The organism is Acinetobacter sp. YH12254 (genome assembly GCF_013417415.1).
In the GTDB taxonomy this organism is placed as follows: Bacteria; Pseudomonadota; Gammaproteobacteria; order Pseudomonadales; family Moraxellaceae; genus Acinetobacter; species Acinetobacter pseudolwoffii.
In genome coordinates this window covers 1-26,265 of sequence record NZ_VPEB01000016.1, presented here as the reverse complement: position 1 = coordinate 26,265, position 26,265 = coordinate 1, and the positions used below count along the sequence as shown (strand labels likewise).

The window sequence follows — 26,265 nt, the reverse complement described above, 5'->3', positions numbered from 1 at the left end:
TAGAATGTGGGGTTTTAAAATATTTTTTAACCTGTTGCTTTGAGAGTTACTATGTCACTGGAAGCCCTGACCACTGAAGCGCTCGCTGCGATTGCAGCAGCAGAAGACCTTGCTGCACTTGATCAAGTACGAGTGCAATTTACGGGGAAAAAAAGCCAGCTCGCGGAACAATCTAAGTCGCTTGGTAAAATGGATCCTGAACAACGTAAAGTCTTCGGTGCACAAATCCATGCTGTGCGTGAAGCCATTACCGCTGCATTAACATCACGTCAAGCTGAACTGCATAAAGCGGCGTTAGAACAAAAATTGGCAAGCGAAACCATTGATATTAGCTTGCCCGGTCGTGGTCAACAGGTGGGCAGTATCCACCCTGTAACCCAGGTACAAGAGCGTATTTGTCAGTTCTTTACCAAAGCCGGTTTTACGGTGGCCACTGGTCCTGAAGTTGAAGATGACTATCATAACTTTGAAGCGCTGAATATTCCGGGGCATCACCCGGCGCGTGCCATGCATGACACCTTTTACTTCGATGTAAATCATTTGCTACGTACGCATACGTCTGGTGTACAGATCCGTACCATGGAAACACAACAGCCACCGATCCAGATCGTGTGTCCGGGCCGTGTCTATCGTTGTGACTCGGATCAAACCCATTCGCCAATGTTCCATCAGATCGAAGGTTTGTATGTGGCTGAAAATACCAGCTTCGCAGAACTGAAAGGTTTGTTGATTAACCTGCTGAATGAATTCTTCGAAAAAGATTTGAAAGTACGCTTCCGTCCATCTTATTTCCCGTTCACTGAGCCGAGTGCTGAAGTGGATATCATGGATGAACGCGGTCGCTGGTTAGAAGTTTTGGGCTGCGGTATGGTGCATCCAAATGTGCTACAAGCTGCCGGCATTGACCCTGAGAAATACAAAGGCTTTGCTTTCGGACTGGGCGTAGAACGTTTTGCGATGTTGCGCTACGGTGTGAACGACTTACGTATGTTCTTCCAGAATGATGTGCGTTTCTTACGCCAGTTTGCTTAAAACTTTTTATTTAATCCTCTCCTAACCTCTCCTTTAAGAAAGGAGAGGGACTCCACGAAATAAATGGGGTTCTCCCCCTTAGAAAAGGGGGAGTCAGAGGGGGATTCTAGAGATTTGAATTACAGGTTTTATATCAATGAAAATTAGCGAAAATTGGCTACGCACATGGGTCAACCCAGCCATCGATAGCGACAAGCTTTCTGATCAATTGACCATGTTGGGTCTTGAAGTTGATGAACTTGCTCCTGCAGCAAAAGCATTTACAGGCGTAGTGGTTGGTGAAGTTCTGACAGTAGAACAACATCCAGATGCAGACCGTTTACGTGTGACCACTGTGAATATCGGTACAGCTGAGCCTTTGCAAATCGTATGTGGCGCGCCAAACGTACGTGTAGGTATGAAAGCGCCTGTAGCAACCATTGGTGCGGTATTGCCGGATGATTTCAAAATCAAGAAAGGCAAGCTACGTGGTATTGAGTCTCAAGGGATGCTGTGCGGCGCTTCTGAGATTGATCTCGAAGATAAAATTGACGGTCTGTTAGAGCTACCAGACGACGCAGCTGTGGGTGTCAACATTCGTGAATATCTGGATCTTGATGACAATGTGATTGACATCAGTATCACGCCGAACCGTGGTGACTGTTTCAGCATTCGCGGGATCGCACGTGAAATTGGTGTGATTAACCAATTGCCAGTGACTGCGCCTGAAATTAAAGAAGTGACTGCAACCATTGCTGATGAAAAGCAGGTTGTAGTCAGCACTGAAGGCTGTCCACGTTACTTAGGTCGTGTGATCAAAAACGTCAATACCAAGGCAGCGACTCCTGTATGGATGGAACGCGCATTAGCACGTTCAGGTATTCGTCAGCACAGTATTCTGGTCGATATTACCAACTATGTCTTGATGGAGCTGGGTCAACCGCTACATGCATTTGATGCTGCTAAAGTGCAAGGCGCAGTCCATGTACGTCAAGCCACTGCGGACGAAAAACTTGTGCTTTTAAACGAGCAAGACGTTGAGCTTTCTGACAACGTGATGGTGATTGCGGATGACGAAAAAGCATTGGCGATTGCCGGTATCATGGGTGGCCTGTCTTCAGCAGTCAGTGATGCAACCACTGAAATTTTCCTGGAATCTGCTTTCTTCGCGCCATTACATATTGCCGGTCGTGCCCGTAGCTTTGGTTTACATACGGATGCCTCACAACGTTATGAACGTGGTGTGGACTTTGAATTGCCATTAATTGCAATGCACCGTGCATCTCAGCTTATTTCTGAGCTGGCTGGCGGTGAATTCGGACCAATCACCGTGGCGGAAAAAGCTGAACTTTTGCCAAAACGTGATGCGATTGAATTAAACCAAGCTCAAGTCGATCAGTTATTAGGTTATAAAGTTGAAAGCGACTTTATTACTGATGCATTGACACGCCTTGGTTGCACGGTGACGGTAAAAGCAGAAGGCGAATGGTCTGTAGTTCCGCCATCACATCGTTATGATATGGCGATTTATCAGGACTTGATTGAAGAAGTTGCACGTATTCATGGCTATGACAACATTCAAATCAGTCTGCCTGTGATTGATGTGAAGTTGGCGAAATACCAGGATCAGTTTGAACTGGGTCAATTACGTCAAACGGCGGTGACTTTAGGCTATCAAGAGGCGATCAGTTTTAGCTTCGCTGACTTGAAGCTTGAAAAGCAACTTAATTCCGGTGTGAATCCATTAGCATTAGCAAATCCAATTTCAAGTGATTTGGCTGTCATGCGTTCTACCTTATTGTCTAGTCTGATCCCTTGTGTTCAGTACAATGTTAACCGTCAGCAAAGCCGTGTACGCTTCTTTGAACTGGGTTTACGTTTTGACTATCAGGAAGCCAGCAGCATTCATGATTTAAAACAGATTCCAACCTTTGCGCTGATTGCAACCGGTTCACGTCATGTTGAATCTTGGCATGCTAAACCTGCTGCAATGGACTTCTTTGACTTTAAAGGTGATGTAGAAGAAATTCTGGCTGCCGGCCGTGTCAAAGTGGAATATGTACGTTCAGAGCGTAGCTGGTTACACCCAGGTCAATCCGCAGAAATTCTCGTGAATGGTCAATCAATTGGTTACCTAGGGCGTCTACATCCTTCTCTGGAAGACGAGCTTGATCTGGCAACGACTTGGGTGGCAGAATTGGATCAAACGGCTGTTTTGCAAACTTATGTATCTAATTTTACAGAATTATCACGTTTTCCATCGGTTCGACGTGATATTGCGCTTTTAATTAGTGATAAGATTAATGTTAGCGAAATTCAGGGACTTATCGAAAAAACAGGTGGGGAGCTTTTAGACTCGACGTGGTTATTCGATGTGTACACTGGACAAGGAGTAGAAGAAGGGAAACGCTCACTGGCATTTGCACTTCTCTGGCAGCATCCAAGCCGTACACTGGAAGATGCTGAAATTAAATCAGGTATGGATAATATCCTTCAAGTGTTAGAAAACACTTACCAAGCGACATTGAGGGCTTCATGACAGCACTAACTAAAGCAGAAATGGCTGATCATTTAAGTGAGCTCACGAGTTTAAACCGTCGTGAAGCAAAACAAATGGTTGAGTTGTTTTTCGATGAGATCAGCCAAGCGCTGATCTCAGGCGAACAAGTAAAACTTTCGGGTTTTGGTAACTTCGAGTTGCGTGATAAGCGTCAACGTCCAGGCCGTAATCCTAAAACGGGTGAAGAAATTCCGATTTCTGCACGCCGTGTGGTGACCTTCCGTGCGGGACAGAAGTTCCGTCAACGTGTGGGAAATGAGCAGATCAACTGATCTGCTTTTTTTAAATTCTGTTATTTTTCTAAATTTCAGTTTTTAAAATAAAAAAAGAGAGCCCAAGGCTCTCTTTTTTTATACTGAATAATCTAAAAGATTATTGAGCAGCAGCTTCAGAAGCAGCAGTAGCGTCAGCAGCAGCGTCAACAGCAACAGCAGCAGCAGCGTCAGCTTCAGCAACAGCAGCAGTTTCAGAAGCAGCAACTTCAGAAGTAGCTTCTACAGCAGCAGCGTCAGCAGCAGCTTCAGCTTCAGAAGCAGCTTCTACAGCTTCAGATGCAGCTTGGTTAGCGTCAGCAGCAGCGTCGTCAGCTTTTTTAGCACAACCAACGAAAGCTAGAGTAGTAGCAACTGCAGCAGCAATAGCGATTTTTTTGAATAACATGGCATCACTCTCTAAAAATTGAGATTAAAAAAAACCTAAGTTAGTCTGTTAAGTGCTTTTATTGTTCCTAATTGTGTTAGGGACTAACAACGCAGGAGCAGTCTAACTGGTCTGCAAATATGCTATCACTGCGCCTTTTTAATTGCTACTAGCAAGACTCAAAAAAGTACTGAAAAATGCTAAAAAATCATAAGTTTTTAACAGAAAATAACAATGGAATGAAACATTTAGATTGGAGAAAGGCTTGTTAAGTTTTTAAAAGTTATACAATTTTTAATTTGATTATTTTATTAATCAAAAACTTAAAAATAAGTTTACATAAATGAGGCTCGATTGTTTCATTGTGTAATTTATGTCAACCTAAAAAAAGGCCACCGCTTAGGTGACCTTTCATTTGAAATTTTAATTCGAGGCTTTGCGTTTCATCTGATCAAAGAAGTCATCATTGGTCTTGGTTTCTTTCATACGATCCAGTAAGAACTCCATCGCTGCCAATTCATCTTGAGTATGCAGCAGCTTACGCAGAATCCAGACTTTGCGCAGATTGTCTTCTGACATCAGGCGTTCTTCACGGCGAGTACCAGATTTCTTGATATTCATCGCAGGGAAGACACGTTTTTCAGCAATACGGCGATCCAGAGTAATTTCCTGGTTGCCTGTACCTTTGAATTCTTCGTAGATCACTTCATCCATCTTGCTGCCTGTTTCAATCAGGGCAGTAGAGATAATGGTGAGTGAACCACCTTCTTCAATATTACGTGCAGCACCGAAGAAACGTTTAGGACGTTCTAATGCATGCGCATCTACACCACCGGTCAAAACCTTGCCTGATGAAGGAATCACCGTGTTATACGCACGTGCCAGACGGGTAATCGAATCCAGTAGAATCACCACATCTTTTTTGTGCTCAACCAGACGTTTGGCTTTTTCAATCACCATTTCAGCGACTTGAACATGACGTGCAGGTGATTCATCAAAGGTCGACGCAACCACTTCACCGCGAACGGTACGTTCCATTTCGGTGACTTCTTCTGGACGTTCATCAATGAGAAGCACAATCAGAATAGCTTCTGGGTTATTACGAACAATCGATTGCGCAATACTTTGCAGCAACATGGTTTTACCGGCTTTTGGCGGTGCCACAATGATTGAACGTTGACCTTTACCAATCGGTGCCACCAAGTCGATCACACGTGTGGTTAAATCTTCAGTGGTACCATTACCGAGTTCCATCACCAGCTGTTCAGTCGGGAACAATGGGGTCAAGTTTTCGAATAAGATTTTATTACGTGAATTTTCAGGGGTGTCGTAGTTAATCTGATTAACTTTAAGTAAGGCAAAATAACGTTCGCCTTCTTTTGGTGGACGAATAGTGCCAGTAATGGTGTCGCCAGTACGTAGGTTAAAACGACGAATTTGAGAAGGACTGACATAGATATCGTCAGGGCCTGCTAAATAAGAACCTGCGGCTGAGCGTAAAAAGCCAAAACCATCTGACAAAATTTCTAGAACGCCATCACCAAAAATCTCTTCGCCATTCATTGCATGACGTTTTAAGATGGCAAAAATAATGTCTTGCTTACGGTTACGCGCCATACCTTCAAGGCCCATAAACTCGGCAATCTTGATGAGTTCGCCAATCGGTTTTTTCTTGAGTTCGGTTAAATTCATAGGTGGTCAGATAGAATCAAAGTTCTGAGGTACAGGTTAGAAAGGGAGTAAGATTCGGCCGCATACAAGCATTCAAACGAAAGCAATTGAATTTGCAAAAGAACAATTCAGAGATCTGTTTGAGTGTTTCAAAGAAAAATGTGAAAAACAATTTCTATTGCCGAGCGGCATCTTATGTAATGTGTCTTGTAAGAAATTGGCAGGATTTAAGATCCTTTATCTCTTGAGTAGCAAATATAAGAGAAAATGTCGGCTTTGTCAATTTATAGCCGAAAAAAATACGCGATTGTCAGTCGCGTATTTTTTACTGAAAATGCTGGGCTTAGATATTGTCATCAATAAACGCAGTCAGTTTAGATTTTGGCGCAGCACCCACTTGAGTTGCAACAACTTCACCATTTTTGAACATCAACAAAGCCGGGATATTACGGATGTTGAAATTTACGGCAGTTTGTTCGCAAGAAGTTACGTCAACTTTCACGATTTTAACTTTGCCCTGGTATTCATCAGCAAGCACTTCTAGTACGGGTGCAATTGCTTTACATGGTGCACACCAGCCCGCCCAGAAGTCGACCAGTACAGGTACGTCTGATTGAAGAACGTCTGCTTCGAAGTTTGCGTCAGTAGTGTTTACGATGTTGCCAGACATGGAATGTGCTCCAGATTAATATTTTAAAGATAACTAATTATTAGTATTACATAGCCATCTTTAACAATGTAGGGGAATCTGTAAATTTTCAATGCTTAATGTTATTTTGTCTAATGGATGATCACGATAGTGATGATCGTGTCCTACTATTGTTCCCGATATAAAAAGAATCATGCATCAAATTGTCGCTACAAATGGCTTTTAAATTGCATGCATGTGAATTACTCTAAGCACAATTCGTTAAAGGTTTATTTCCGGAATGTCTGACTTTTTGATTGATGAAGAATTACTTGCCGCCATCGATATGGGATCAAATAGCTTTCATTTGGCCATCGCACGTGTAGATCATGGCGAAGTTAAAAAAGTGGCATCAATGTCAGAAAAAGTTCAGCTTGCCGCCGGACTCGATGAAAATAAAAATTTAACCGAAGCTGCACAGCAACGGGGTTTGGCCTGTCTGGCACGTTTTGTCGGACGTTTAGGTGCAGTTCAGCCAAATCGTTTACGGATTGTGGCGACCAATGCCTTGCGTCAAGCCAAAAATGGGCATGAATTTATTCAAAAAGCTGCAGAAATTCTACCCAAGCCAATCGAAATTATTGCCGGCCGTGAAGAAGCCCGTCTGATTTATCTCGGGGTTTCGCATACCATGGCCAACAGTGGTCGTCGTCTGGTGGTTGACATCGGTGGCGGTTCGACTGAGCTGATTATTGGTGAAGAGTTCGAGCCGATTCATACTGAATCGGTGCAGATGGGCTGTGTCGCCTTTACCAAGGCTTATTTTCAGGATGGTGAGATCAGTGCCAAAGCTTTTGATAAAGCGGTTACTGCGGCGCGTAAAGAAATCTCCGGAATTGCCAATACCTATAAAGAAGCTGGCTGGGATGCGGTGGTCGGTTCCAGTGGCACGATCAAGGCCTGTCGTCAGATTTGTATCAATATGGGCTGGAGCAATGACAAAGAACAGCTCACTCGTGAAGGCCTGGAAAAACTCAAAGACAAACTGCTCAAATATAAATATGTCTCGGATATGGAATTCGAAGGTCTCAAAGAAGACCGCCGCGCGGTATTGCCGGCTGGGATTGCCATTCTCTATGCTGTATTTGATGTGCTCGGAATTAATCATCTGGTTTATTCGGATGGTGCGCTGCGTGAAGGCGTGATGTATGACTTGCTGGGCCGTTTCAAGCATGAAGATATCCGTGATCGTTCCGTACATGCCCTGATTGGTCGTTATAATGCCGATGCCAAACAGGCCGAGCGTGTGGTCCAGACTGCACAAAAACTGTTTAATGACGTGGAACATGAACTGGGCCTGACGATAGAGGATAGCGATCTGTTACGTCGTGCTGCCTATCTGCATGAGATTGGTTTGGCGATCAGCCATAGTGGTTATCATCGTCATGGTGCCTATTTATTACAACACTCGGATATTGCCGGTTTCTCACAAGTCGACCAAAATCATTTGTCACATTTGGTCGCACACCATCGCCGCAAATTGCGCGTTGATGCCAAGCATGATGTGATGAAAGTCGGTGGATCGAAACTTTTATGGTTATGTTTGCTGCTTCGTCTGTCGGTTTTGGTCAATCACAGTCGTAGTGATGAGATGCTTCCTGCCATTGAACTCAAGGTTGAAAATGCGCAACAATGGCAGCTCAGCGTGTCTGGTGATGCCAAACAATGGCCATTGCTGGTGGCTGAACTGCATGATGAACAGCAGCAATTTAAAAATTGGGAGATTGAACTCTCGATTCAATCCGAACAGTTTGTTAATTAATACCTTTATAGGGATGAAAACGGTTAACCTATGAAAAATAAAGCGACTCCATCAAAAGCATGGGCGACAGTGCAGATTGCACGTCATCCGGAACGTCCACAATTTCTGGACTATGTGGGTGAAATATTCACTGAATTTGATGCTTTACATGGTGACCGCCTATATGGTGATGATGGTGCGATGATTGGTGGTCTGGCGCGTTTTGATGGTCAACCGGTGATGATCGTCGGTCAGCATCGTGGTCGTAGTACCCGTGAAAAATTACAGCACAATTTTGGCATGAGTAATCCTGAGGGTTATCGTAAGGCGCAGCGTCTGTTAGACATGGCTGAACGTTTTAATCTGCCAGTCTTCACTTTTATTGATACCATGGGTGCTTATCCGGGTGTTGGTGCAGAAGAACGTGGTCAGGCAGAAGCCATTGCCACCAGTCTGGCGCAGCTTTCTAATTTGAAAGTACCGGTGATTGCAACTGTACTCGGTGAAGGCGGTTCAGGTGGCGCACTGGGTATTGGTGTGGCAGACCGTGTGGTGATGCTGTCTCACAGTATCTATTCAGTGATTTCACCTGAAGGCTGTGCATCGATTCTTTGGAAAACTGCCGAAAAAGCCGAACAGGCCAGTGAAGCCTTGGCGCTGACTGCAGAAAAATTGCAGAAAATGGGCATTGTAGAATATGTGGTGGATGAAGGTGAGGGCGCTCATTTAAATCCGGATCATGTCATGAACAGCTTGAAAGCAGTGTTGAAAGAAGCTTTGAATGAACTGCAACCAATGGAAGCGCAAGCACGATGCGAAGCACGTTACCAACGTTTAATGAAGTTTGGCAGCGACAATTTAGGTCTGGTTTCTTAAAACAGCTGCAGGGCTTTCCTGCAGAGACAAAATTTCTCATCGGGTGCAGTGGCGGCGTGGATTCTATGCTGCTACTGCATCTGATGTTTTTTTTATGCCCGGAAAAAGTTCGGGCGATTTATGTCGATCATCAATTACAAGTTCTTAGTGCAGATTGGGGCAAGTTCGTGGCAGATCGATGCCAGCGACTGAATATTCCCTGCATCATCCAGCCGGTTCAGGTCGAAAATGGCAATCTGGAACAGCAAGCGCGTCATTCACGTTATCAAGCCTATCTGCAACATTTACAGGTCGATGAAATTTTGGTGTTGGCGCATCATCAACAGGATCAGGCAGAAACCCTAATGCTACGTTTATTGTCTGGTGCTGGCGTGGATGGTTTGGCGGCCATGAAACAGGTTGATGTACGTGAAAATCTCACCATTTGGCGGCCACTGCTGGATATTTCCCGTGAGCAGATTTGCCAATGGGCAAAACACTTAAATATTCAAAATATTGAAGATCCGAGCAATGCTGATACCCATTATGACCGGGCCTGGGCACGCCAGACCCTTTGGCCAGTTTTGAGTGAACGTTATCCGAAAATGCAGTCTGCGCTGGTACGCACCAGTGAACTGATGCAAGATGCCCAGCAAATTTTGCAAGAAGTGCTACAACAAGATGTACAGGCGTGTGGAACCGATACGCAACTTGATTTGTCTAAACTTCTACAACTTTCAAGATCACGGCAACGTCAATTACTCTCCGCCTGGATGAAAGGCGAAGCGCAGTATCGTCCCTCTTTAGATATGGTCGAGCGTCTGCAACGCGAGGTAATTCATGCCAAACCCGATGCGCAGGCGGCCTTACACTGGAAAGATTATTACTATGTACGCTATCAGCAGCAACTATATCGTTTGACAGAAGAGGTTTATTTGGCCGAGCAGCAACAGCTTCAAACTGGCCTAAAAACCTTGAAAATTGCGTTAAAAGATCATGTGCAGGTCTTGTCCGGAAAATATGTCATTGAATCTGCAAAGGTGGGTTTATCCACAGCATTATTGCAGCAGCCCTTATACTTGCAGCAGCGTCAGGGGGGTGAAAAGATCCATCTCTATGGTCGTGTTGGCGCCTGGCCGCTGAAAAAAGCCATTCAGGAAGCGCAAATATTTCCTTGGGTTCGGCATACTATTCAAATATTAAGCACAGATAATGTTATGCTAGGCGTGTTTACCCCTAAAGGATTTTGGTTGGCCCAATCTGCATATTGTGAAGCAGGGGGATGGCTGCCGATTTCGGTTTCTTCAACTTTAGAACTCAACAACGAGCATTAAACATGAGTGCAGCTTTAAATTGTAATATTAGTTTTATTGGTGGCGGTAATATGGCCCAAGCCTTAATTGGCGGCCTGATTTCGCGTGGTTTGCCAACAACACGTATTACAGTTTCTGATCCGGTCGAACAAGTCCGTGCCTTACTTGCGGAAAAAGAAATCAATGTGACCGATGATAATAGCGCTGCAATTCAGGATGCAGATATTGTGGTGTTTGCGGTAAAGCCTCAAGTTTTGGCACAAGTGTTACAGCCTTTAAAAGGTCTGGTCAATGATAAGCTGATTATTTCCATTGTTGCCGGTGCGGAAATAGCGACATTGGCAAGCTTATTGGGGACAGCGCGTATTGTACGGGTCATGCCGAATACGCCAGCCTTGGTACAAACCGGGGCGCATGGTCTATACGCCCATGAAGATGTAGAAAATAGTGACCGTGATTTGGCCAGTCAGGTTTTAGCCTCTACGGGCTTGACCATTTGGGTGAATTCAGAAGCGCAAATTGATGCGGTGACTGCTGTATCGGGTTCGGGGCCGGCTTACTTTTTCTATATGATGGAAAGTATGATTCGTGCGGGCAAAAATTTAGGGCTGGATGAAAAAGTGGCTACGGCGCTGACCTTGCAAACGGCTTTAGGTGCGGCACAAATGGCGATCACCAGTTCGAACACCCCAGCCGAGCTGCGTAAAAATGTGACCTCTCCAAATGGAACGACACAGGCAGCCCTTGAAGTCTTCGATCGCGCCCAGATTTCTCAAAATATTCAGGCCGCACTTGCCGCTGCACAAAAACGCAGTCAAGAACTGGCACAAGAGCTCAGTGAAAGCAGCAAATCTTCAGTTTAATTTTTAGGAACGTTCAAGTATGGGTGCAAATTCTGCGCTAATTTTTGGCATTATCATTAACGTCGCGATTTTGCTCGTATTCTTCCGATTTTTAATGCAATTGGCTGCTGTCAGCCCCTACAATCCCGTGGTTCTTTCGACTGTAAAAGCCACTAAAATTGTAGATGTGTTTGGTCGAATTTTCCCAACTTTGGCCAAAGGCCGTGTCAATACTGCCGCTTTGGCATTATTGGTGGTACTGTATTTGCTGAAAATTTTCGGCATGATGTATCTCTCTGGTGGCATGCCGAATGGTCCTGTGCATTTACTGATTTTGACCTTTGTCACCATGATGCAGGACTTGATCCGTTTCTGTCGTTATTTGATTTTCGCTACGATTATCTTAAGTTGGGTGGTGATGTTTACCCAGTCTCGTTCACCGTATATTGAAGTGGTTCAGGAGTTGGCTGAACCATTGCTGGCACCTTTCCGTAAGATTATGCCAAATATGGGGATGATCGATCTCTCTCCAATTTTTGCTATTTTAACCTTGATCATCATTGAAATGATCATGAATCAGGTGGCAATTGTATTGTTGACCGGACTTTAATCGGATTCAAATAAAAAGGACGCTGAGGCGTCCTTTTTATTTGCGCCTCCCTTTTCTAAAGGGAGGTTGGGAGGGGTTTAAATTTCCCCAAACCCCTCTTTTTCAAAGAGGGGCTTTACCTTACATCTTCCAACTCAAAATTATGGACTTCAAGAAAGGCATAGGAATAAGTAAATGAAATTTTCTCTTCCTTTGGGATGAGAAGCATTGCTGCGCAAGGGGGAGAGGGGGTTAAAACCAACCTGCATCCCCTTGCCGAATATATGCCTCATCTCCTATAGGGAGGAAGGGGCTTAAAGGCGCATTAATGCGCCTCATCCCAGTTTTTACCTTTACCGACTTCAACCAGCAACGGTACAGAAATCTGCAATACCGATTGCATGACTTCAGCCAGTTTCGGTGCCAATTCATCGGCAATAGCTTCATCGACTTCAAACACCAGTTCATCGTGGACTTGCAACAGCATTTTGGCCTGATCTTTTGGCAACATCTTGTCGACTTCAATCATTGCCATTTTAATGATATCTGCAGCCGAACCCTGTAGCGGAGCATTAATTGCAGCACGTTCTGCTGCTTTGCGCACCATCATATTACGAGCATCAATATCCGGTGTATATAAACGACGACCAGAAACGGTTTCGACAAAACCTTGATCGAGTGCCACCTGACGGGTGCGTTGCATATATTCATAAATCCCCGGATAACGATGGAAATACTGTTTAATGTATTCTTGTGACTCTTGACGAGTAAAGCCCAACTGACGGGTTAGACCGAATTCAGACATGCCATAGAGCAGACCAAAGTTCACGGCTTTGGCTTGGCGACGTTGATCATTTGTCACCTCTTCAAAAGCGATGCCCAAAACTTCTGCTGCAGTACGACGATGCACGTCCTGACCGTGATTAAAGGCATGTACCAAGGCTTCGTCTTGGGAAAAATGCGCCATGAGGCGTAATTCAATTTGTGAATAATCGGCAGCGAGCAGCACACGACCTTTCGGTGCTACAAAAGCTTTACGAATTTGACGGCCAATTTTTTCGCGAATGGGAATATTTTGTAAATTTGGATCTGTTGAAGATAGACGACCCGTTGCAGTCAGTGCTTGATGATAACTGGTGTGTACGCGGCCACTGTCATTATTGGCCTGTTTGCATAAACCATCAGTATAGGTGCTTTTCAGTTTAGACAGGCCACGATATTCCAAAATCAATGCGGCAATCGGATGATCCAGTTTTTCTAAAATACTTTCACTGGTGCTGTATTGGCCAGTCGAGGTTTTCTTGCCGCCTTTGAGGCCCAGCTTATCAAACAAAATTTCACCGACTTGTTTTGGTGAGCTGACATTAAAACTTTGGCCTGCTAATTCAATAATCTGGTTTTCCAGATTCTGAATGGTTTGTGCAAATTCTTCACTGAGCTGGTCAAGGAAATGCACATCTAACTGAATGCCATTTTCTTCCATTTTCGTTAATACACGTGCCACCGGCATTTCAATGCGATGCAAAAGCTGACTTAATTCAGGATGGACTTTGAGTTTTTCATCCAAAACTTCATAAAGACGATAAGTGACATGAGCATCTTCAGCAGCATAATGTGCGGCGGTTTCCAGCGGAATCTGGTTAAAGGTTTTCTGTTTGGCTCCTTTACCGGCAACTTGTTCATAGGTCGTGGTCAGATGGCTCAAATACAGACGCGCCACATCATCCATACCATGACGGGTTGCCACAGAATTCAGCACATACGATGCCAGCATGGTATCAAAATACCAGCCTGCCAAATGAATGCCATGGTTTTCCAGTACATGCGCATCATATTTCAGATGATGACCAATCTTCTGTACGCTGTCATCTTCCAGAATCGGCTTGATCTGTGCCAAGATGACTTCACGATTGAGCTGTTCCGGTGCGCCTTCATAATCATGGGCCAAAGGAACATAGTAGGCATCGTTGGCATCAAAGGCGACCGAGAAGCCGACAATCTGCGCGATACGATAATCCAGACTGGTGGTTTCAGTATCAAAGGCAAAACGTTTTTCGCTACTTAAGCGCGCAAACAGCTTGTCCCAGTCCTGCTGGCTTAACACGCTATGATAGGTCGCTTGACCCAGCTGATCATCGCCACTGGTCACAGAAGCATGATCTTCTGTGGTGTCTGGCAGAGTTGCCGGTTTGGCGGTAATGGATCTTGCCGCCTGTTTATAATTTGAATGATTCGGGTTGTTTGGGTGATCTAAGGATTGTAGCTGATTACGAAATTCCAGCTCGGTGTACAAATGACGTAAGGTCTCGACATTCGGCTCACCCAGTTTTAAATTGTCATAACCAAAGTTAAGATCCAGATCGATCACAATACTGGCCAGTTGATGGTCCAGTGCAATGCCATCCACATGCTCTTTAATATTTTGACCGACTTTGCCTTTGATCTTGTCGACATTTTCCAAAATGCCGCCAATCGAACCATATTCGGTCAGCAGTTTTGCCGCAGTTTTGGCACCGACACCTGGCACGCCCATGATGCCATCAGAAGCATCGCCCATCAGGGTCAGGTAATCAATAATCTGATTTGGCCATACGCCAAACTTTTCAAACACGCCATCGACATCCAGCGGCTTTTCTTTAAAGCTGTCTTCCAGGGTCACTTTGTCTGTGACCAATTGCGCCATATCTTTATCACCAGTCGAAATCAGCACCTGATGTCCCAGGGCTTCGGCACGTTTGGCCAATGTCCCGATAATGTCATCGGCTTCGGCACCCGGTAAGGTATGCAGGGGAATACCCAGCGCACGAATCAAGGCATGCAAATAAGGAATCTGTTCGGATAATTCCGTCGGCATGCTCGGGCGGTCACCTTTATAAATCGGTGAAAGCTCATGCCGGAACGTCGGTTCTGGCGTATCGAAAATCACCGCCATATGGGTCGGTTGGATCCGACGCATCAGTTTTTGAATAGCAGAAATCGCACCACGAATTGCATTGGTATGTAAACCGGTTGACGTGGTTAATGGTGGCAGTGCGTGAAAGGCACGAAATAAAAAGTAAGAGCCATCGACCAAGACAAATGGTGGCATGTAATCAATTCCTTATTCAAAATACAGCGCTATTGTACGTGATTTTTACTACGCTCGCTGAGGCGAGTCTGAGTTTACAGCTTAGCGAATATCGGCTGAAGATGAAATAAGCAGCACAAGCTGTTGTATGATGGAATGATTCAGGAAAGAGAAATATAAGAATGGCTGCAGGACGCAATGAGTTACGCATGATCTGGCTGATTACTCTGCTAATTGTTGGGATCAGTGCTTGGTATCTGGATTATCAGATTGTGACTTATCTGTGTGGTGTGGGTTTTCTCTTCAGTGTGATGCAATATGTCAGCGCAGTAGAAGCCCCGCTACAGCAACTGGCTGCACAGCAGCAGAGGTCTCTGGAACGCAATTCGAAAGTTCCTTTATATGTCTCTTCAATTATTGCCATTGTCGGTGGGCTGGCCGAGCTTGACTGGTTGATGGGCATCGGGATTACCGCCTGGGTGTTCTTTTTACTCCGATGGCTGCAACGTCTAGAAGGGCGCTTGATACAGTTACAGTCGCAATCTTATTCTGCCGATCCACCACCCTCGACACCACCGAACTGGTCTGATGCTGCACCTGTGACTGCTCAACCGGCTCTAAATTCTCAGTCCACGCCTAATCTCATCGATCAAGTGCAGCGCTGGATCTTTCAGGGCAATCCGGTCTTAAAAGTCGCCATTAGTATTTTAGTGATCGGGATTATTTTGTTGCTGCGTTTTGCCACCGAGCACTGGCAGCTGAGTCTGGCTGCTAAATTAGGTCTGGTTGCGCTTGCCAGTTTGTTTGTAACAGGACTGGGCTATCGGCTGATTCCTAAAAACCGCAGTTTTGCTCTGGCGCTGGAAGGATTAGGTTTAGGGAGTTTGTTTCTGACATTATTCTTTGCCTATTACAATCTGGTGATTCCAACACTACCGCTGGCAGCATGTGTATTTATCATCATTTTGGCAATGACGCTGTATTTAAGTCTGAAACAGGAAAGTATCGAACTGGCCATAATGGCTTTGCTGATTGCTTATCTGGCGCCGTTTACCTTGCCAATCCGAGATGCTTCCGCTGTTGAGCTGATCAGTTATTACTTGCTGATTAATGTCGGGGTGGCAGTGCTGAGCAGCTTCCGCCCCTGGAAAATTCTCAATCAGATTGCCTTTTTAATTACGGCGATTGTCGGTGGAATGTATAGCCTGATTCATGGTGATACTCATGAGCGTTATGCCATGACTGCGCTGATTCTGGCGCATAGTGCGCTGTTTATCTGGCTGGGTTTTCGTTTTAGCCAGTTGCTGGCACGACAGGATTTGTCCCGTTTTCAGCTAAAACCGGTACTCGACTTGGCCTTGATTTTTGCCGCACCGATTACTGCTTATATTTTTCTGTATCTGATTCACTTTAATCAGCCCGATCAAAAACTCTGGCAAGCCGGTCTAAGTCTGTTGTTCGCAGGGGTCTTTGCCACTTGTTGGACTTTATTGCGCCAAAAACAAACGATTCAGCTTATTTCACAAAGTTATCTGAGTCTGATGCTGATTTTTCTGGCACTGGTGCCACCGATCTTATTGACCGAACAATGGAGTGTGGTTGGTTGGGCTGTGGAAGGGGTACTAATTTATCTGTGGGCCTTAGAGAAAAATGTCCGGGTGGCGCATTATTTAAGTATGGGCTTATTGTTGATGGCCGGATTTAGCAGCCTGTATTATCTGGTCGAAATCAATCCCACACCGCGGATGATTTTCTGGATTTTGAGTCTGTGTTATGTGGTAGTGGTGGCGATCAGTCAGCTCAAAGAAAAATACCAGCAGCAACTGGATAGTCTGAGTATCAGTTTTTTAAGTAGTTTAAGTGTTGCAGCCAGTTTAATGCTCTTTGCTTTGCTGGAAGATGAATTTTCGAGTCAGCATGCCTATGTGTTGAGTTTATTCATCATCACACTGGGCTATGTGCTGTTGAATGAAATGATTCTGCGCAAAAATCAGCAATGGTCCTGGTTGCTACCGAAGTGGAGTGGTATCTCACCCTTGCTGGTCATTGCAGTGATTTTGACACTGGATCGCAGTCAAAATGCGGTGATTGTCTGGGATAGCGGTCTGGAGCGCGGGGTTTTTGCCCTTTCGGCGATGCTATTAGCGATTCTGTGGCTCAGACCGCTGGCTGGTTTGCAGCTATCCAAAGAATGGATGAGTTTGGGCGTTTTTAGCAGTTTGGCTTTGGCCAGTCTGTGTCTGATCCCGAGCATGCCTTATTTCAGTATGGTGATCTTACCTTTATTGTTTTGCCTGTGGTGCTATCGACAGGACCTGCAATCAGGCTGGCAGCAGCTTTGGCAAACCAAGTGTTGTTTATTGCTGATGGCCACTTGGCTGGTATGTTCACAGTTATTTAGTCAGCAAGCATTCCAGTATTACTGGTTGCCGATTCTGAATCCTTTTGACCTGATCAGTATCGCCATGTTTGCCAGTTTTATCTGGATGCTGTTGCAACAGATTAAGGTTGGCCGTGATAAGGGCATGATCGCAGTCTTGATGGTGTTGAGCCTGTTATGGCTTTCCAGTTATATGGTTTTAAGAGCTTTACATGTGTATTTACACACGCCGTTTAATGATATGGAGCTATGGGGTAATGCGACGGTGCAACTCAGCTTGACTGTACTTTGGGTATTACTGGCCTGGATCACCATGTGGACGGCAACCTTAAAAAACCTGAAGCCGATGTGGATTTTAGGCGGCAGTATTCTGGTGGTTGTGACCTTAAAATTGGTGCTCTTTGACCTGTCGCATATTGGCACCCTGACGCGAGTCATTTCCTTCTTGCTGGCAGGTGGGGTGATGCTGCTGATTGCTTATATTGCGCCGATGCCAGAGAAAACTGATTGAATCCTCTCCCTAAGCCTCTCCTTTAAAAAGAAGAGGGAATCGAAGGGTTATTTTAGATCAGGCTCTCTTTTGAGGGCCTTGTCATTGGCATATTGGTCAATATCAACATTCTCTAAGGGGCGAGATAATGGATGGTCGACAAAGCCCATTTTCGGCACTGGAATTTCAATCTGATTATCGACAAAGCCATTACGAATCCGTTCCTGCATTTCATCGCGTACTTTCAGATAATTTTCCTGCTGGCACCAGATCGCAAATAACAACTCGATGGATGATTCACGAAAGGCGGTAACGGTGACTGCAGGTTTCGGGTCAGCCAAAACTAATGGATACTTATTGGCGACATCCAGCAGCACTTCTCGTACTTTAATAATATCTTCGTGGAAATTGATCGCCAGCGTAATCGGAATACGCCGTATCGGAAATTTTGACAGGTTCTGTACCGGTGCCCGAATCAGCTGTTCATTCGGCAAACGTACATAGATATTATCCTGCGTGAGGAGTTTGACTGAAAGCAGGTCAATCGAAATCACTTCACCTTCAATGGTATGCCCACGAATCAAGGTGATTTGAATAGTATCACCGACTTCAAATGAACCTTCACCAATTAGGAACAGACCACTGATCAGGTTGGATGCCGAGGTTTGTGACGCAAAACCCAAGGCTACGGTGAGAATCCCGGCCGCGCCAAGGAAGACACTCAGTTTAAAACCGGCTTCTTTCAGGCTGGCCATTACAAACAGCAGGAAAATAAAATAGAAAATCCCGCGGCGCCAGACCAGCTTCTGATGGGCATTAAAACGTACACCAATGGTCCGAATAAAGGTATTGGAAATAAAGCGCGCAATCAGGAAACCAATAAAACATAACACCACCGCGACCAAAATTTCGGTTAAACGGTCGGTATTGATATTGGTAAATACTCCCTTCAGGCTGTTGGTGACTTCGGTCGGAATATTTGAACTTGGCATCAGACGCCCTTAGAAAAATGAATCAAACATATTAAATAAAGCGCCCGCCGGATCACGCGGTGGATGCAGATAGGCGACTTCACCGGCATTTGGCGGGGTACGGTTCTCCACCCGAATACGCGGTGGGCGGTCCGAACCTTCATGCAAGACCCGGATTTGCGAGGTCCATAAGCGCCCGGTACTTTCACTGTAAAATAACGGCAGGGCAGGCACCGGGACATTCATCCGGTCAAAGCGCAATTGCTGGTTACTGGTATTGTGAAATTCAATCGGTGTAACCGCACGAAAAGCGCGTGGATGCAATTGTTTCAGTTCAGTTCTGCCATCGACTGCAGTGGCATAGCAGATTTCACCTGAGCGATGATTGGGCCCAAACCAAGTGTCTTTTGGCAAGATCACAGGGAGATCAAAAATTGGTTCGCGCTGACCCTCGACAAAACCGGCAATCCATAAGGGCGTGCTGATATAAAGCGTACCACGTTGTCCGGCAGGAATATAAATCGGATCAACCGGCTTGATCACCACCGAACGGTTTGCTAAACGTGGCATCAACTGTAATTTATTTTGGGTGGATTTGAACATATAACGTTCAATGTGCACCGGCGCTGGAAAGGCAAAGTTCGGATCATCAATCTGATGCCATTGCTGCTCATAATCATATTGCACCACAGGACGATAGTATTCCAGTCGCCATTCCTGAATGCCTCGAGTCAGACGAAACAGCAAGGAACCAAACTGCCAGGCTTTGGATTGATTTATTTCAAAAATCTGTTCTCCCCACCAGCGCATTTTCGCTGTATTCGGGATTAATTCATCTTTATCTTGCGGCAATGTTGGCACCCTTTCTTGCTAAATCTTTGAAAACATACTTCACGCTGTCATATGCTTAGAGTACACTCAATTTAAATTTTTTCATCATTATTATAATCCGCGATGCAAGTACTTAAACAATTACAAATCCCATATAGCTTCGCCAAGCGCCATGGTGTGCTGTTGCGTTATGAGGGAGATCAGGCCTTTATTCTGCGTCGTGACAATACCTCGATGCTTGCATTGCAGGAAGCGCGCCGTCTGCTCGGTTATCCGGCTCATTTTCAGCTGTGCAGCGAACAGGAATTTAACCAGTTACTCAGCTCCAGTTTTGCCGGAGATAGCGGCGAATCACAACAGGTGGCTGCGGGTCTGGAAGATCATCCGGATTTACTCAGTCTGGCCGATTCCGTACCTGAAGCTGAAGATCTGATGGATCAGGAAGATGATGCGCCGATTGTACGACTGATCAATGCATTATTGTCTGAAGCGATTCGGGTCGGGGCTTCCGATATTCATATTGAATCTTTTGAGAAAAAACTGTCGGTACGTTTACGGGTCGATGGCCAGCTCCGTGAAATTGTCCAGCCGCGCCGTGAACTTGCGCCGCTTTTGGTCTCGCGGATTAAAGTCATGGCCAAACTGGATATTGCGGAAAAGCGCATTCCACAAGATGGTCGTATTTCCTTGCGTCTGGCCGGACGTGAAGTCGATGTCCGTGTATCTACTTTGCCATCCTCTCATGGTGAGCGTGTGGTGATGCGTCTGCTGGACAAGCAGGCCGGTCGTTTAAATATGACCCATTTGGGCTTGATGAATAATGACTATGATCGACTGAAAACTCTGGTGCATCGTCCACACGGCATTATTTTAGTCACTGGCCCCACCGGTTCGGGTAAAACCACCACCTTATATGCCGCACTTTCTGACCTGAATGATGGTTCCAAAAACATCCTCACCGCTGAAGATCCGATTGAATATCAACTGGAAGGTATTGGTCAGACCCAGGTGAATACCAAAGTGGATATGACCTTTGCACGTGCCTTAAAAGCCATGCTGCGCCAAGATCCTGATGTGGTGATGGTGGGTGAAATTCGTGATCTGGAGACCGCAGAAATTGCGGTGCAGGCCTCCTTGACGGGGCATCTGGTGTTGTCGACCCTGCATACCAATACCGCGATTGGTGCTGTCACGCGTTTGAAGGATATGGGCATTGAGCCGTTCCTGCTTTCAAGTTCCCTGATTGGGGTAATTGCCCAGCGTCTGGTCAGAACGTTATGTCCGCATTGCGCGACCTGGTATGAAGCAGATGCTTTTGAAAAGAAACTGTTTGAAAATATTGAACATCCACAGGATTTAAGACTGCCGCAACCACAGGGTTGTGAACGCTGTGGCAATACTGGTTTTAGTGGGCGTACTGCGATTTATGAAATTGTGCCCGTCGATGATCATATGCGCCGTCTGGTTCATGGCAATGCGGCCGAATACGAAATAGAAAGTTATGCACGGCAGCAATCCGGTTCGATTCGGGATGATGGTCTGCGCAAAGTTTTGGCAGGGAAAACTACCATTGAAGAAGTATTACGGGTCACCAATGAAGCAGCAGAATAATTTTTTAATCTGCTGCTTTTAATGACTTATCCTCAGGATATCTGGATATTTACCAGAGGCTGACGATTTTTTTCATCAGTTGGGCCCGAAAAGGTGCAGTCGGATTGCCCGGATTCCGCTGAGTTTCATTTTCATAGAAGGTCTGCCAGGCCTGCGCCATTTCTAAAGTAACCCCATCCTGTTTCATTTTTTCAACATCGGCTGTGGTGACACGCTGGAAACGGACTTCGGCATCTTTGGGGCCAGCACCCCAACCAATGATACCTTTACCAAATTCAGGCAGAATCATATTGTTGGGTGTTGCAGGAATAGGCAGACGTTCAATCTCGGCATTAACTACAGATTTTACTTGGGGGCGAACTTTTTCTGAAATTTGCAGCTCTGCAAAAGAGGCAGTCGCAATGCTGAACAGGAGAGAACTAGAAATAAATAATTTAAACATAAGGTGATTTAAAATAAATTATTGCAAATAAGAATCATTATATATAAGTATTAAGATTTTTGCTTTTGTTTTGAAAATAGAATTGGCCTTTAAGGGAAGATGCAGCGATTAAAATTTTATAATAGCGCTCTAGCTATCCTGAAGCATTTTTTCAGGATAGCGGTTGAATCGAAAAATTAAGTAATGACGTTTAAGTTCACATCAATATTATTGCGGGTTGCATTTGAATACGGACAGACAATATGCGCGGCATCTACCAGTTTTTGCGCTTCTTGCTGATCCATACCTTCAAGATGGATATTTAAAGTCACCTCAATACCAAACCCGGTCGGAATTGGACCAATTCCTACATCACCCTCGATATAAGCATCTTTACTCATATTCAGTTTGTCACGATTGGCAACAAATTTCATCGCACCCAAGAAACATGCCGAATAACCTGCGGCAAAGAGCTGTTCAGGGTTGGTTCCACCACCAGGTCCCCCCATTTCTTTGGGCACGGCCAATTGTACATCTAAAATCTGATCGTCAGAGGTGGCGCGGCCATCACGACCACCTGTGGCTTTGGCATGTGCGGTATAGACGGCTTTTTCTAATGACATGAGCTTAATCTCTATTTATTGTTCATGGAGCTTCTATGCTCGGCGATTTTGCCTGAAGAATAAGCAGGGATTTTGTTAATTTATGCAAGTATCCGGGCAGGTTTCTTAAGAAAGTTGTAGCAGTTTACGATGTTGCATTAAAGGCATGGATTCACGGATTTTTTGCTGTTCACTTAAATCAAAGTCCACCGTAATCAAATGTGCGCCATCAGCATGGATCATATTCAACAGTTGGCCGCGGCTATTGGTGGCAGCTGCATGCCCCCAAGTCTGACGTTTTTCACCATGCCAGCCTTGTTGAGCAGCGCCAAGTACCGAACACTGGCTATCCATGGCACGGGTTTGCAGCAATAACTGCCAGTGCATTTCACCGGTGGTATAGGTAAATGCAGAAGGCGCAGTCAGCAGGTTTGCACCCTTAGCACGTAAGCTTAAAGCCAGTTCTGGAAAGCGCAGGTCATAACAGACCATCAAGCCGATATTGCCAAAAGGAGTCTTGGCAACGACCACATCTGTGCCGGGTTCAAAGAATTTAGACTCCTGATAACCACCGACAGCATCGCCGACTTGCACATCAAACAAATGAATTTTGTCATAACGCGCTTCGGTTCGTTCAGGACTGATACACAGACTGACAGTACGCACCCGGCCATCTTGAATGATTGAACCATCCGGACGATAAGGGCAGGGCAAAGTCCCGGCCACAATCCAGGTTTGATATTGATGGGCAAGTTGTTCCAGACGTTGTTGAATGACTTCAAATTGTGCAGCAGTTTCGCGTTGTTTGCCTGCTGCGAAACAGACGAAATTTTCCGGGAAAACAATTAACTCAGCACCATTGGCCTTACTTTGTTGAATTAAAGACTCAATCTCCACAAAATTGGCGTCAATTTCATTTTGAGAATTCATTTGTGCAACAGAAAGTAAAGTCATGCGGTCCTCTTATATAGTCGTTATACCTTTTGCTCGGAGATTTTATCTAAATTGTCTTGCTCTTTCTGTAACTGTTTGACTAAAGGTTCAAACATATTCTGGTTGCTTTGATTTAGCTTCATCAAGGTTTTATGCGCATCCAGAACGGTATTGAGCATATTTTGATGCGTCACATGTTCTTCCATCAGCGCACGGGTGCAGACATTCGGATCGCCACAATAATTCAGAATCACAAACACCTGGCTCAGTCCCATACTGTTGGCCAAAGTAGTAATGTCGGAATTGGTAGAAAGCATAACAGCTTGAATATTATGTACTTGCTTGAGTTTCAGTCCTAACTTGGCCAAAACACCCAGTACGGTACTGTCAATAAAACTGGTTTCGGTGAGATCAACGATAGCGCCAACTACGTTGTCCTGCTGTTCAATTTTGTTCAGTAATTTGTCTAGACTAATACAAGATTGGGCACGCACTTCGCCGATAAGCTTAAAAATATGCGTTCCATTCAGACTTGCATATTCAACATGACCTGTTGACATATAAATGCCATTTGCAGAGAAGGATATTAAATTATCCCATAGGGTGTATTGATACTCAAGTAGCTGAAAGTGGTAATCAAATTAAGTGCTTATAAAGTCTGTAAATATACTGCTAATTTACGCGGATAAAGCTTAAAAAGGCGATATCGTCGGCCACATGTTCTGGAGCCTGAAATGACTCATTCTGCAAGTGATGTAATAATTGCGAAAATTGCTCATTTAATCCACCATCAAAGGGTTCCAGTGCACCATCTGAACAGATGATAAAACGGGCATTAGGGCTTAATACCCATTCGTTTTCTTCAACCTCAAGCTCTTCGGTCAGGCCTAAAGGGAAGCTGCTGGTAGAGAAAATCTTAGGTTCTTGATTGGGTTCAAATATAATCGGTGGGGGATAATGTCCGGCACTGGACCATTTTAATACATGGGTTTCCAGATTTAAAATCCCGGCAATCATGGTGATGTGCTTTTCAATATTTTCCTGCATTAGCATGCCGTTAAGCTTTTTAATCAGCTCGCGCGGCGTTTTGGAGCGACCGTGAAAAGCAGCCATCCAGGACGTGAGTAAACTACTGGTGACGCCATGTCCAGATACATCGGCCAAATAGAAAATCACTTCTTTGTCGCTAATTTTCCAGTAATCATACCAATCTCCTGAAAGATAGGCTGAAGGCTGAAAATAAGTTTCGACCTCATAATTGGTCAGTTTAATCGGGTTGGGTAACAATCTTTTTTGTAGTTCTGCCGCAGAAGGCAGATCACGGCTATCCTGGTTACGTTTATATTGCGCATCAATTTTTTGCAGCGCCAGGTCAGGATTTTCAGGAAGTTTATTCCAGATCCAGCCTGCCAGCGCCCCTTGCTCCCAAGCCTGAGCCAACGCTGTGCCTTCATGCTCTAAGGCCAGCACAATGGTAGGCAGATTCCACTTATATTTCAGATAGTCATGTACATCTGCAATTGCGATAATCGTAGAATCATACAGCTCATGATCATCCAGATAGATCATCTGAATATGCGGAAGCGTATCAAGTACCTGATCTAAATAGGGAATATCACGAGTCGGTTGAATGAAATACATAAAAAAGTGATTCGATCTCAGGGTTGGTTATAAGATGTACTATAACAAGCAAGGTATTGCTAGCGAACAGATTTCACTAGCAATCATACATCAAGCATGAACTTAAAGATCTTCTTCTGAAGATTCAATATTGTTCTCATCAAAAGGTACATCTTCAGAACTATCTTCTTCGAAGTCATCTTCTAGGAATAGGGTATCTTGTTCTGTACCTTTCTTTTCAGCAATCGCGTAATTGGTGCGTTGCAAGTAAATATCCCGAATCTGGGCATAACGATCACCGGTCAGCACCCCTTCAACATCCAGTATTTCCGAGCGGTTATCAATGGCACGCCAGAACTGGTCGGTCCAGTAAAGCCCATCTTCATCTTCGAGAAGATATTTTTGTGGGCGGGTTTGACTATCTACAGCAGTACCAATCACCCCACGCACTGAACTTGGGCCTAAAAATGGCAACATAATATAAGGACCAGACGCAACACCGTAATAACCCAAAGTAGTTCCAAATCTCTCGTCTTCATGACTTAAACCAAGGCGACGTGCCGGATCAGCCAAACCTAAGGTCGTTAAAGTATTAATGGTAAAACGTCCCAAGGATTTTGCTGCGCGGGTCGGACGACCCTGAATCAGCTGATTGACCACATTCCAGGGTTCCCCCAGGTTATTACGGAAATTGGTGTAGCTACCGCGGACATCCTGTGGAACTTTCTCAACATACTGAACAGCTATAGGACGTACCACAGTACGGTCAATCGCATCATTAAACTGATAAATCTTTCTATTTAACGGTTGGAAAGGATCTTTGACTTCTTCAGCCTGTGCTGCACTGGCATCGACTTTTAGCTGTGTCTGTAATTGTTGTGCCTTGGCCGATATTTTGGTTCTGAGTGGCGTTTTCAAAGATTCATTTTCCACATCCGTGTTGACCTCTGCGAAAACATGTACGCTTGATACTAGAGAAAATAAGCATATAGATAAGTAAATAGAACGATGCATAAGGAAACCCGAGGCCTTGTCTGAGTAAGGAGCACTACTTATTAGTATAAAAATAATAAACGTTATATTCACGAATAGACATCATTTAAGCAAATTTGTATAAAAAATGAATGAAAATACACAAAAAGAGTAAAAAATGTACATGCAAAATAATTTTCTTGAAAAAGGTGTTGCAAGCGCTCTGAAATGCTGTAGAATGCACATCCATCGGCAGTGATGAAGATTAAAACTTCTGATAAAACAGTAACTTAGCACGAGGTGTTAAGATTGGGTTTTGTTGGTTAAGTTCAAATTAATTTGAATTACGGATTGACACTTTAGAAATTCAGTGTAATATAGCCGACCTAGCTTGCTGGTGACGAATCAGCAAGAAGATCATTAAGAGCTTATGAAGAACAACTTGTGTGGATTTTTAC

Annotated in this window: 22 protein-coding genes; 10 read left to right on the top strand and 12 right to left on the bottom strand. The window is 44.7% G+C overall.

Annotated elements, in window-relative coordinates; translation table 11 throughout:
- Positions 1–51: 51 nt before the first annotated feature.
- The 3 genes from pheS to FTV29_RS12070 all read left to right on the top strand — a co-directional run bounded on the left by pheS (position 52) and on the right by FTV29_RS12070 (position 3,843).
- A complete protein-coding gene (gene pheS, locus FTV29_RS12080) occupies positions 52–1,032 on the top strand; it encodes a phenylalanine--tRNA ligase subunit alpha (RefSeq protein WP_159138724.1) in 981 nt (326 codons plus the stop codon).
- Between the two features lie 136 nt (positions 1,033–1,168).
- Complete coding sequence (pheT, locus tag FTV29_RS12075; protein ID WP_159138725.1) at positions 1,169–3,550, top strand: phenylalanine--tRNA ligase subunit beta; 2,382 nt, start codon at positions 1,169–1,171, stop codon at positions 3,548–3,550.
- Positions 3,547–3,843, top strand: coding sequence for an integration host factor subunit alpha (locus FTV29_RS12070; protein ID WP_004783565.1), 297 nt, complete (start codon positions 3,547–3,549; stop codon positions 3,841–3,843). The genes pheT and FTV29_RS12070 overlap by 4 nt, the downstream gene beginning before the upstream one ends.
- 100 nt (positions 3,844–3,943) lie before the next feature.
- On the opposite strand, the gene FTV29_RS12065 is transcribed toward FTV29_RS12070, so the two are convergent.
- From FTV29_RS12065 to trxA, 3 genes are all read right to left on the bottom strand, one after another.
- The gene (locus FTV29_RS12065; RefSeq protein WP_004647530.1) at positions 3,944–4,231 is read right to left on the bottom strand and encodes a hypothetical protein; all 288 of its coding nucleotides are present in this window, start codon (positions 4,229–4,231) and stop codon (positions 3,944–3,946) included.
- Between the two features lie 402 nt (positions 4,232–4,633).
- Positions 4,634–5,902, bottom strand: a complete 1,269-nt coding sequence (gene rho / locus FTV29_RS12060) for a transcription termination factor Rho (protein ID WP_005095808.1) — start codon at positions 5,900–5,902, stop codon at positions 4,634–4,636.
- 322 nt (positions 5,903–6,224) lie between these two features.
- Positions 6,225–6,551: a thioredoxin gene (gene trxA / locus FTV29_RS12055; protein WP_004278266.1), complete on the bottom strand. Its 327-nt coding sequence runs from the start codon at positions 6,549–6,551 to the stop codon at positions 6,225–6,227.
- A gap of 259 nt (positions 6,552–6,810) precedes the next feature.
- Between trxA and ppx the strand changes: the two genes are divergently transcribed.
- The 5 genes from ppx to FTV29_RS12030 are packed head-to-tail and all read left to right on the top strand — an operon-like array spanning position 6,811 to position 11,930.
- Positions 6,811–8,331, top strand: coding sequence for an exopolyphosphatase (gene ppx, locus FTV29_RS12050; RefSeq protein WP_005095810.1), 1,521 nt, complete (start codon positions 6,811–6,813; stop codon positions 8,329–8,331).
- A gap of 30 nt (positions 8,332–8,361) precedes the next feature.
- Positions 8,362–9,186 (top strand): acetyl-CoA carboxylase carboxyltransferase subunit alpha, encoded by an 825-nt coding sequence (locus tag FTV29_RS12045; RefSeq protein WP_005095813.1) that lies wholly within the window; start codon positions 8,362–8,364, stop codon positions 9,184–9,186.
- Positions 9,123–10,499, top strand: a complete 1,377-nt coding sequence (gene tilS / locus FTV29_RS12040) for a tRNA lysidine(34) synthetase TilS (protein WP_180075551.1) — start codon at positions 9,123–9,125, stop codon at positions 10,497–10,499. Before FTV29_RS12045 ends, tilS begins: the two co-directional genes overlap by 64 nt.
- 2 nt (positions 10,500–10,501) lie before the next feature.
- The gene (gene proC / locus FTV29_RS12035; protein ID WP_005095818.1) at positions 10,502–11,341 is read left to right on the top strand and encodes a pyrroline-5-carboxylate reductase; all 840 of its coding nucleotides are present in this window, start codon (positions 10,502–10,504) and stop codon (positions 11,339–11,341) included.
- Positions 11,342–11,360: 19 nt separating this feature from the next.
- Positions 11,361–11,930 (top strand): YggT family protein, encoded by a 570-nt coding sequence (locus FTV29_RS12030; protein WP_005095820.1) that lies wholly within the window; start codon positions 11,361–11,363, stop codon positions 11,928–11,930.
- 304 nt (positions 11,931–12,234) lie between these two features.
- Here FTV29_RS12030 and polA read toward each other — a convergent pair whose 3' ends face one another.
- A complete protein-coding gene (polA, locus tag FTV29_RS12025) occupies positions 12,235–14,997 on the bottom strand; it encodes a DNA polymerase I (RefSeq protein WP_159138727.1) in 2,763 nt (920 codons plus the stop codon).
- Positions 14,998–15,158: 161 nt separating this feature from the next.
- Between polA and FTV29_RS12020 the strand changes: the two genes are divergently transcribed.
- Positions 15,159–17,867 (top strand): DUF2339 domain-containing protein, encoded by a 2,709-nt coding sequence (locus FTV29_RS12020; RefSeq protein WP_159138728.1) that lies wholly within the window; start codon positions 15,159–15,161, stop codon positions 17,865–17,867.
- A 47-nt stretch (positions 17,868–17,914) separates the two neighbouring features.
- Here FTV29_RS12020 and FTV29_RS12015 read toward each other — a convergent pair whose 3' ends face one another.
- The gene (locus tag FTV29_RS12015; protein ID WP_005095828.1) at positions 17,915–18,838 is read right to left on the bottom strand and encodes a mechanosensitive ion channel family protein; all 924 of its coding nucleotides are present in this window, start codon (positions 18,836–18,838) and stop codon (positions 17,915–17,917) included.
- A 9-nt stretch (positions 18,839–18,847) separates the two neighbouring features.
- Positions 18,848–19,627: a hypothetical protein gene (locus FTV29_RS12010; protein WP_167381259.1), complete on the bottom strand. Its 780-nt coding sequence runs from the start codon at positions 19,625–19,627 to the stop codon at positions 18,848–18,850.
- A gap of 144 nt (positions 19,628–19,771) precedes the next feature.
- Here FTV29_RS12010 and gspE point away from each other — a divergent pair, with 144 nt between their 5' ends.
- The gene (gspE, locus tag FTV29_RS12005) at positions 19,772–21,259 is read left to right on the top strand and encodes a type II secretion system ATPase GspE (RefSeq protein WP_159138729.1); all 1,488 of its coding nucleotides are present in this window, start codon (positions 19,772–19,774) and stop codon (positions 21,257–21,259) included.
- Positions 21,260–21,308: 49 nt separating this feature from the next.
- Here gspE and FTV29_RS12000 read toward each other — a convergent pair whose 3' ends face one another.
- From FTV29_RS12000 to FTV29_RS11975, 6 genes are all read right to left on the bottom strand, one after another.
- The gene (locus FTV29_RS12000; RefSeq protein WP_005095834.1) at positions 21,309–21,701 is read right to left on the bottom strand and encodes a DUF4951 domain-containing protein; all 393 of its coding nucleotides are present in this window, start codon (positions 21,699–21,701) and stop codon (positions 21,309–21,311) included.
- Between the two features lie 176 nt (positions 21,702–21,877).
- Complete coding sequence (locus tag FTV29_RS11995; RefSeq protein ID WP_005095836.1) at positions 21,878–22,303, bottom strand: organic hydroperoxide resistance protein; 426 nt, start codon at positions 22,301–22,303, stop codon at positions 21,878–21,880.
- A 105-nt stretch (positions 22,304–22,408) separates the two neighbouring features.
- Complete coding sequence (locus FTV29_RS11990; RefSeq protein WP_159138730.1) at positions 22,409–23,236, bottom strand: carbon-nitrogen hydrolase family protein; 828 nt, start codon at positions 23,234–23,236, stop codon at positions 22,409–22,411.
- A gap of 20 nt (positions 23,237–23,256) precedes the next feature.
- Positions 23,257–23,775 (bottom strand): anti-anti-sigma factor GigB, encoded by a 519-nt coding sequence (gene gigB / locus FTV29_RS11985; RefSeq protein ID WP_004647542.1) that lies wholly within the window; start codon positions 23,773–23,775, stop codon positions 23,257–23,259.
- A gap of 112 nt (positions 23,776–23,887) precedes the next feature.
- Positions 23,888–24,856, bottom strand: a complete 969-nt coding sequence (gene gigA, locus FTV29_RS11980; RefSeq protein WP_005095839.1) for an RsbU family protein phosphatase GigA — start codon at positions 24,854–24,856, stop codon at positions 23,888–23,890.
- Positions 24,857–24,958: 102 nt separating this feature from the next.
- Positions 24,959–25,849 carry a VacJ family lipoprotein gene (locus tag FTV29_RS11975; protein WP_005095841.1) on the bottom strand — a complete coding sequence of 297 codons (891 nt, stop codon included), beginning with the start codon at positions 25,847–25,849 and terminating at the stop codon, positions 24,959–24,961.
- Positions 25,850–26,265: the final 416 nt, after the last annotated feature.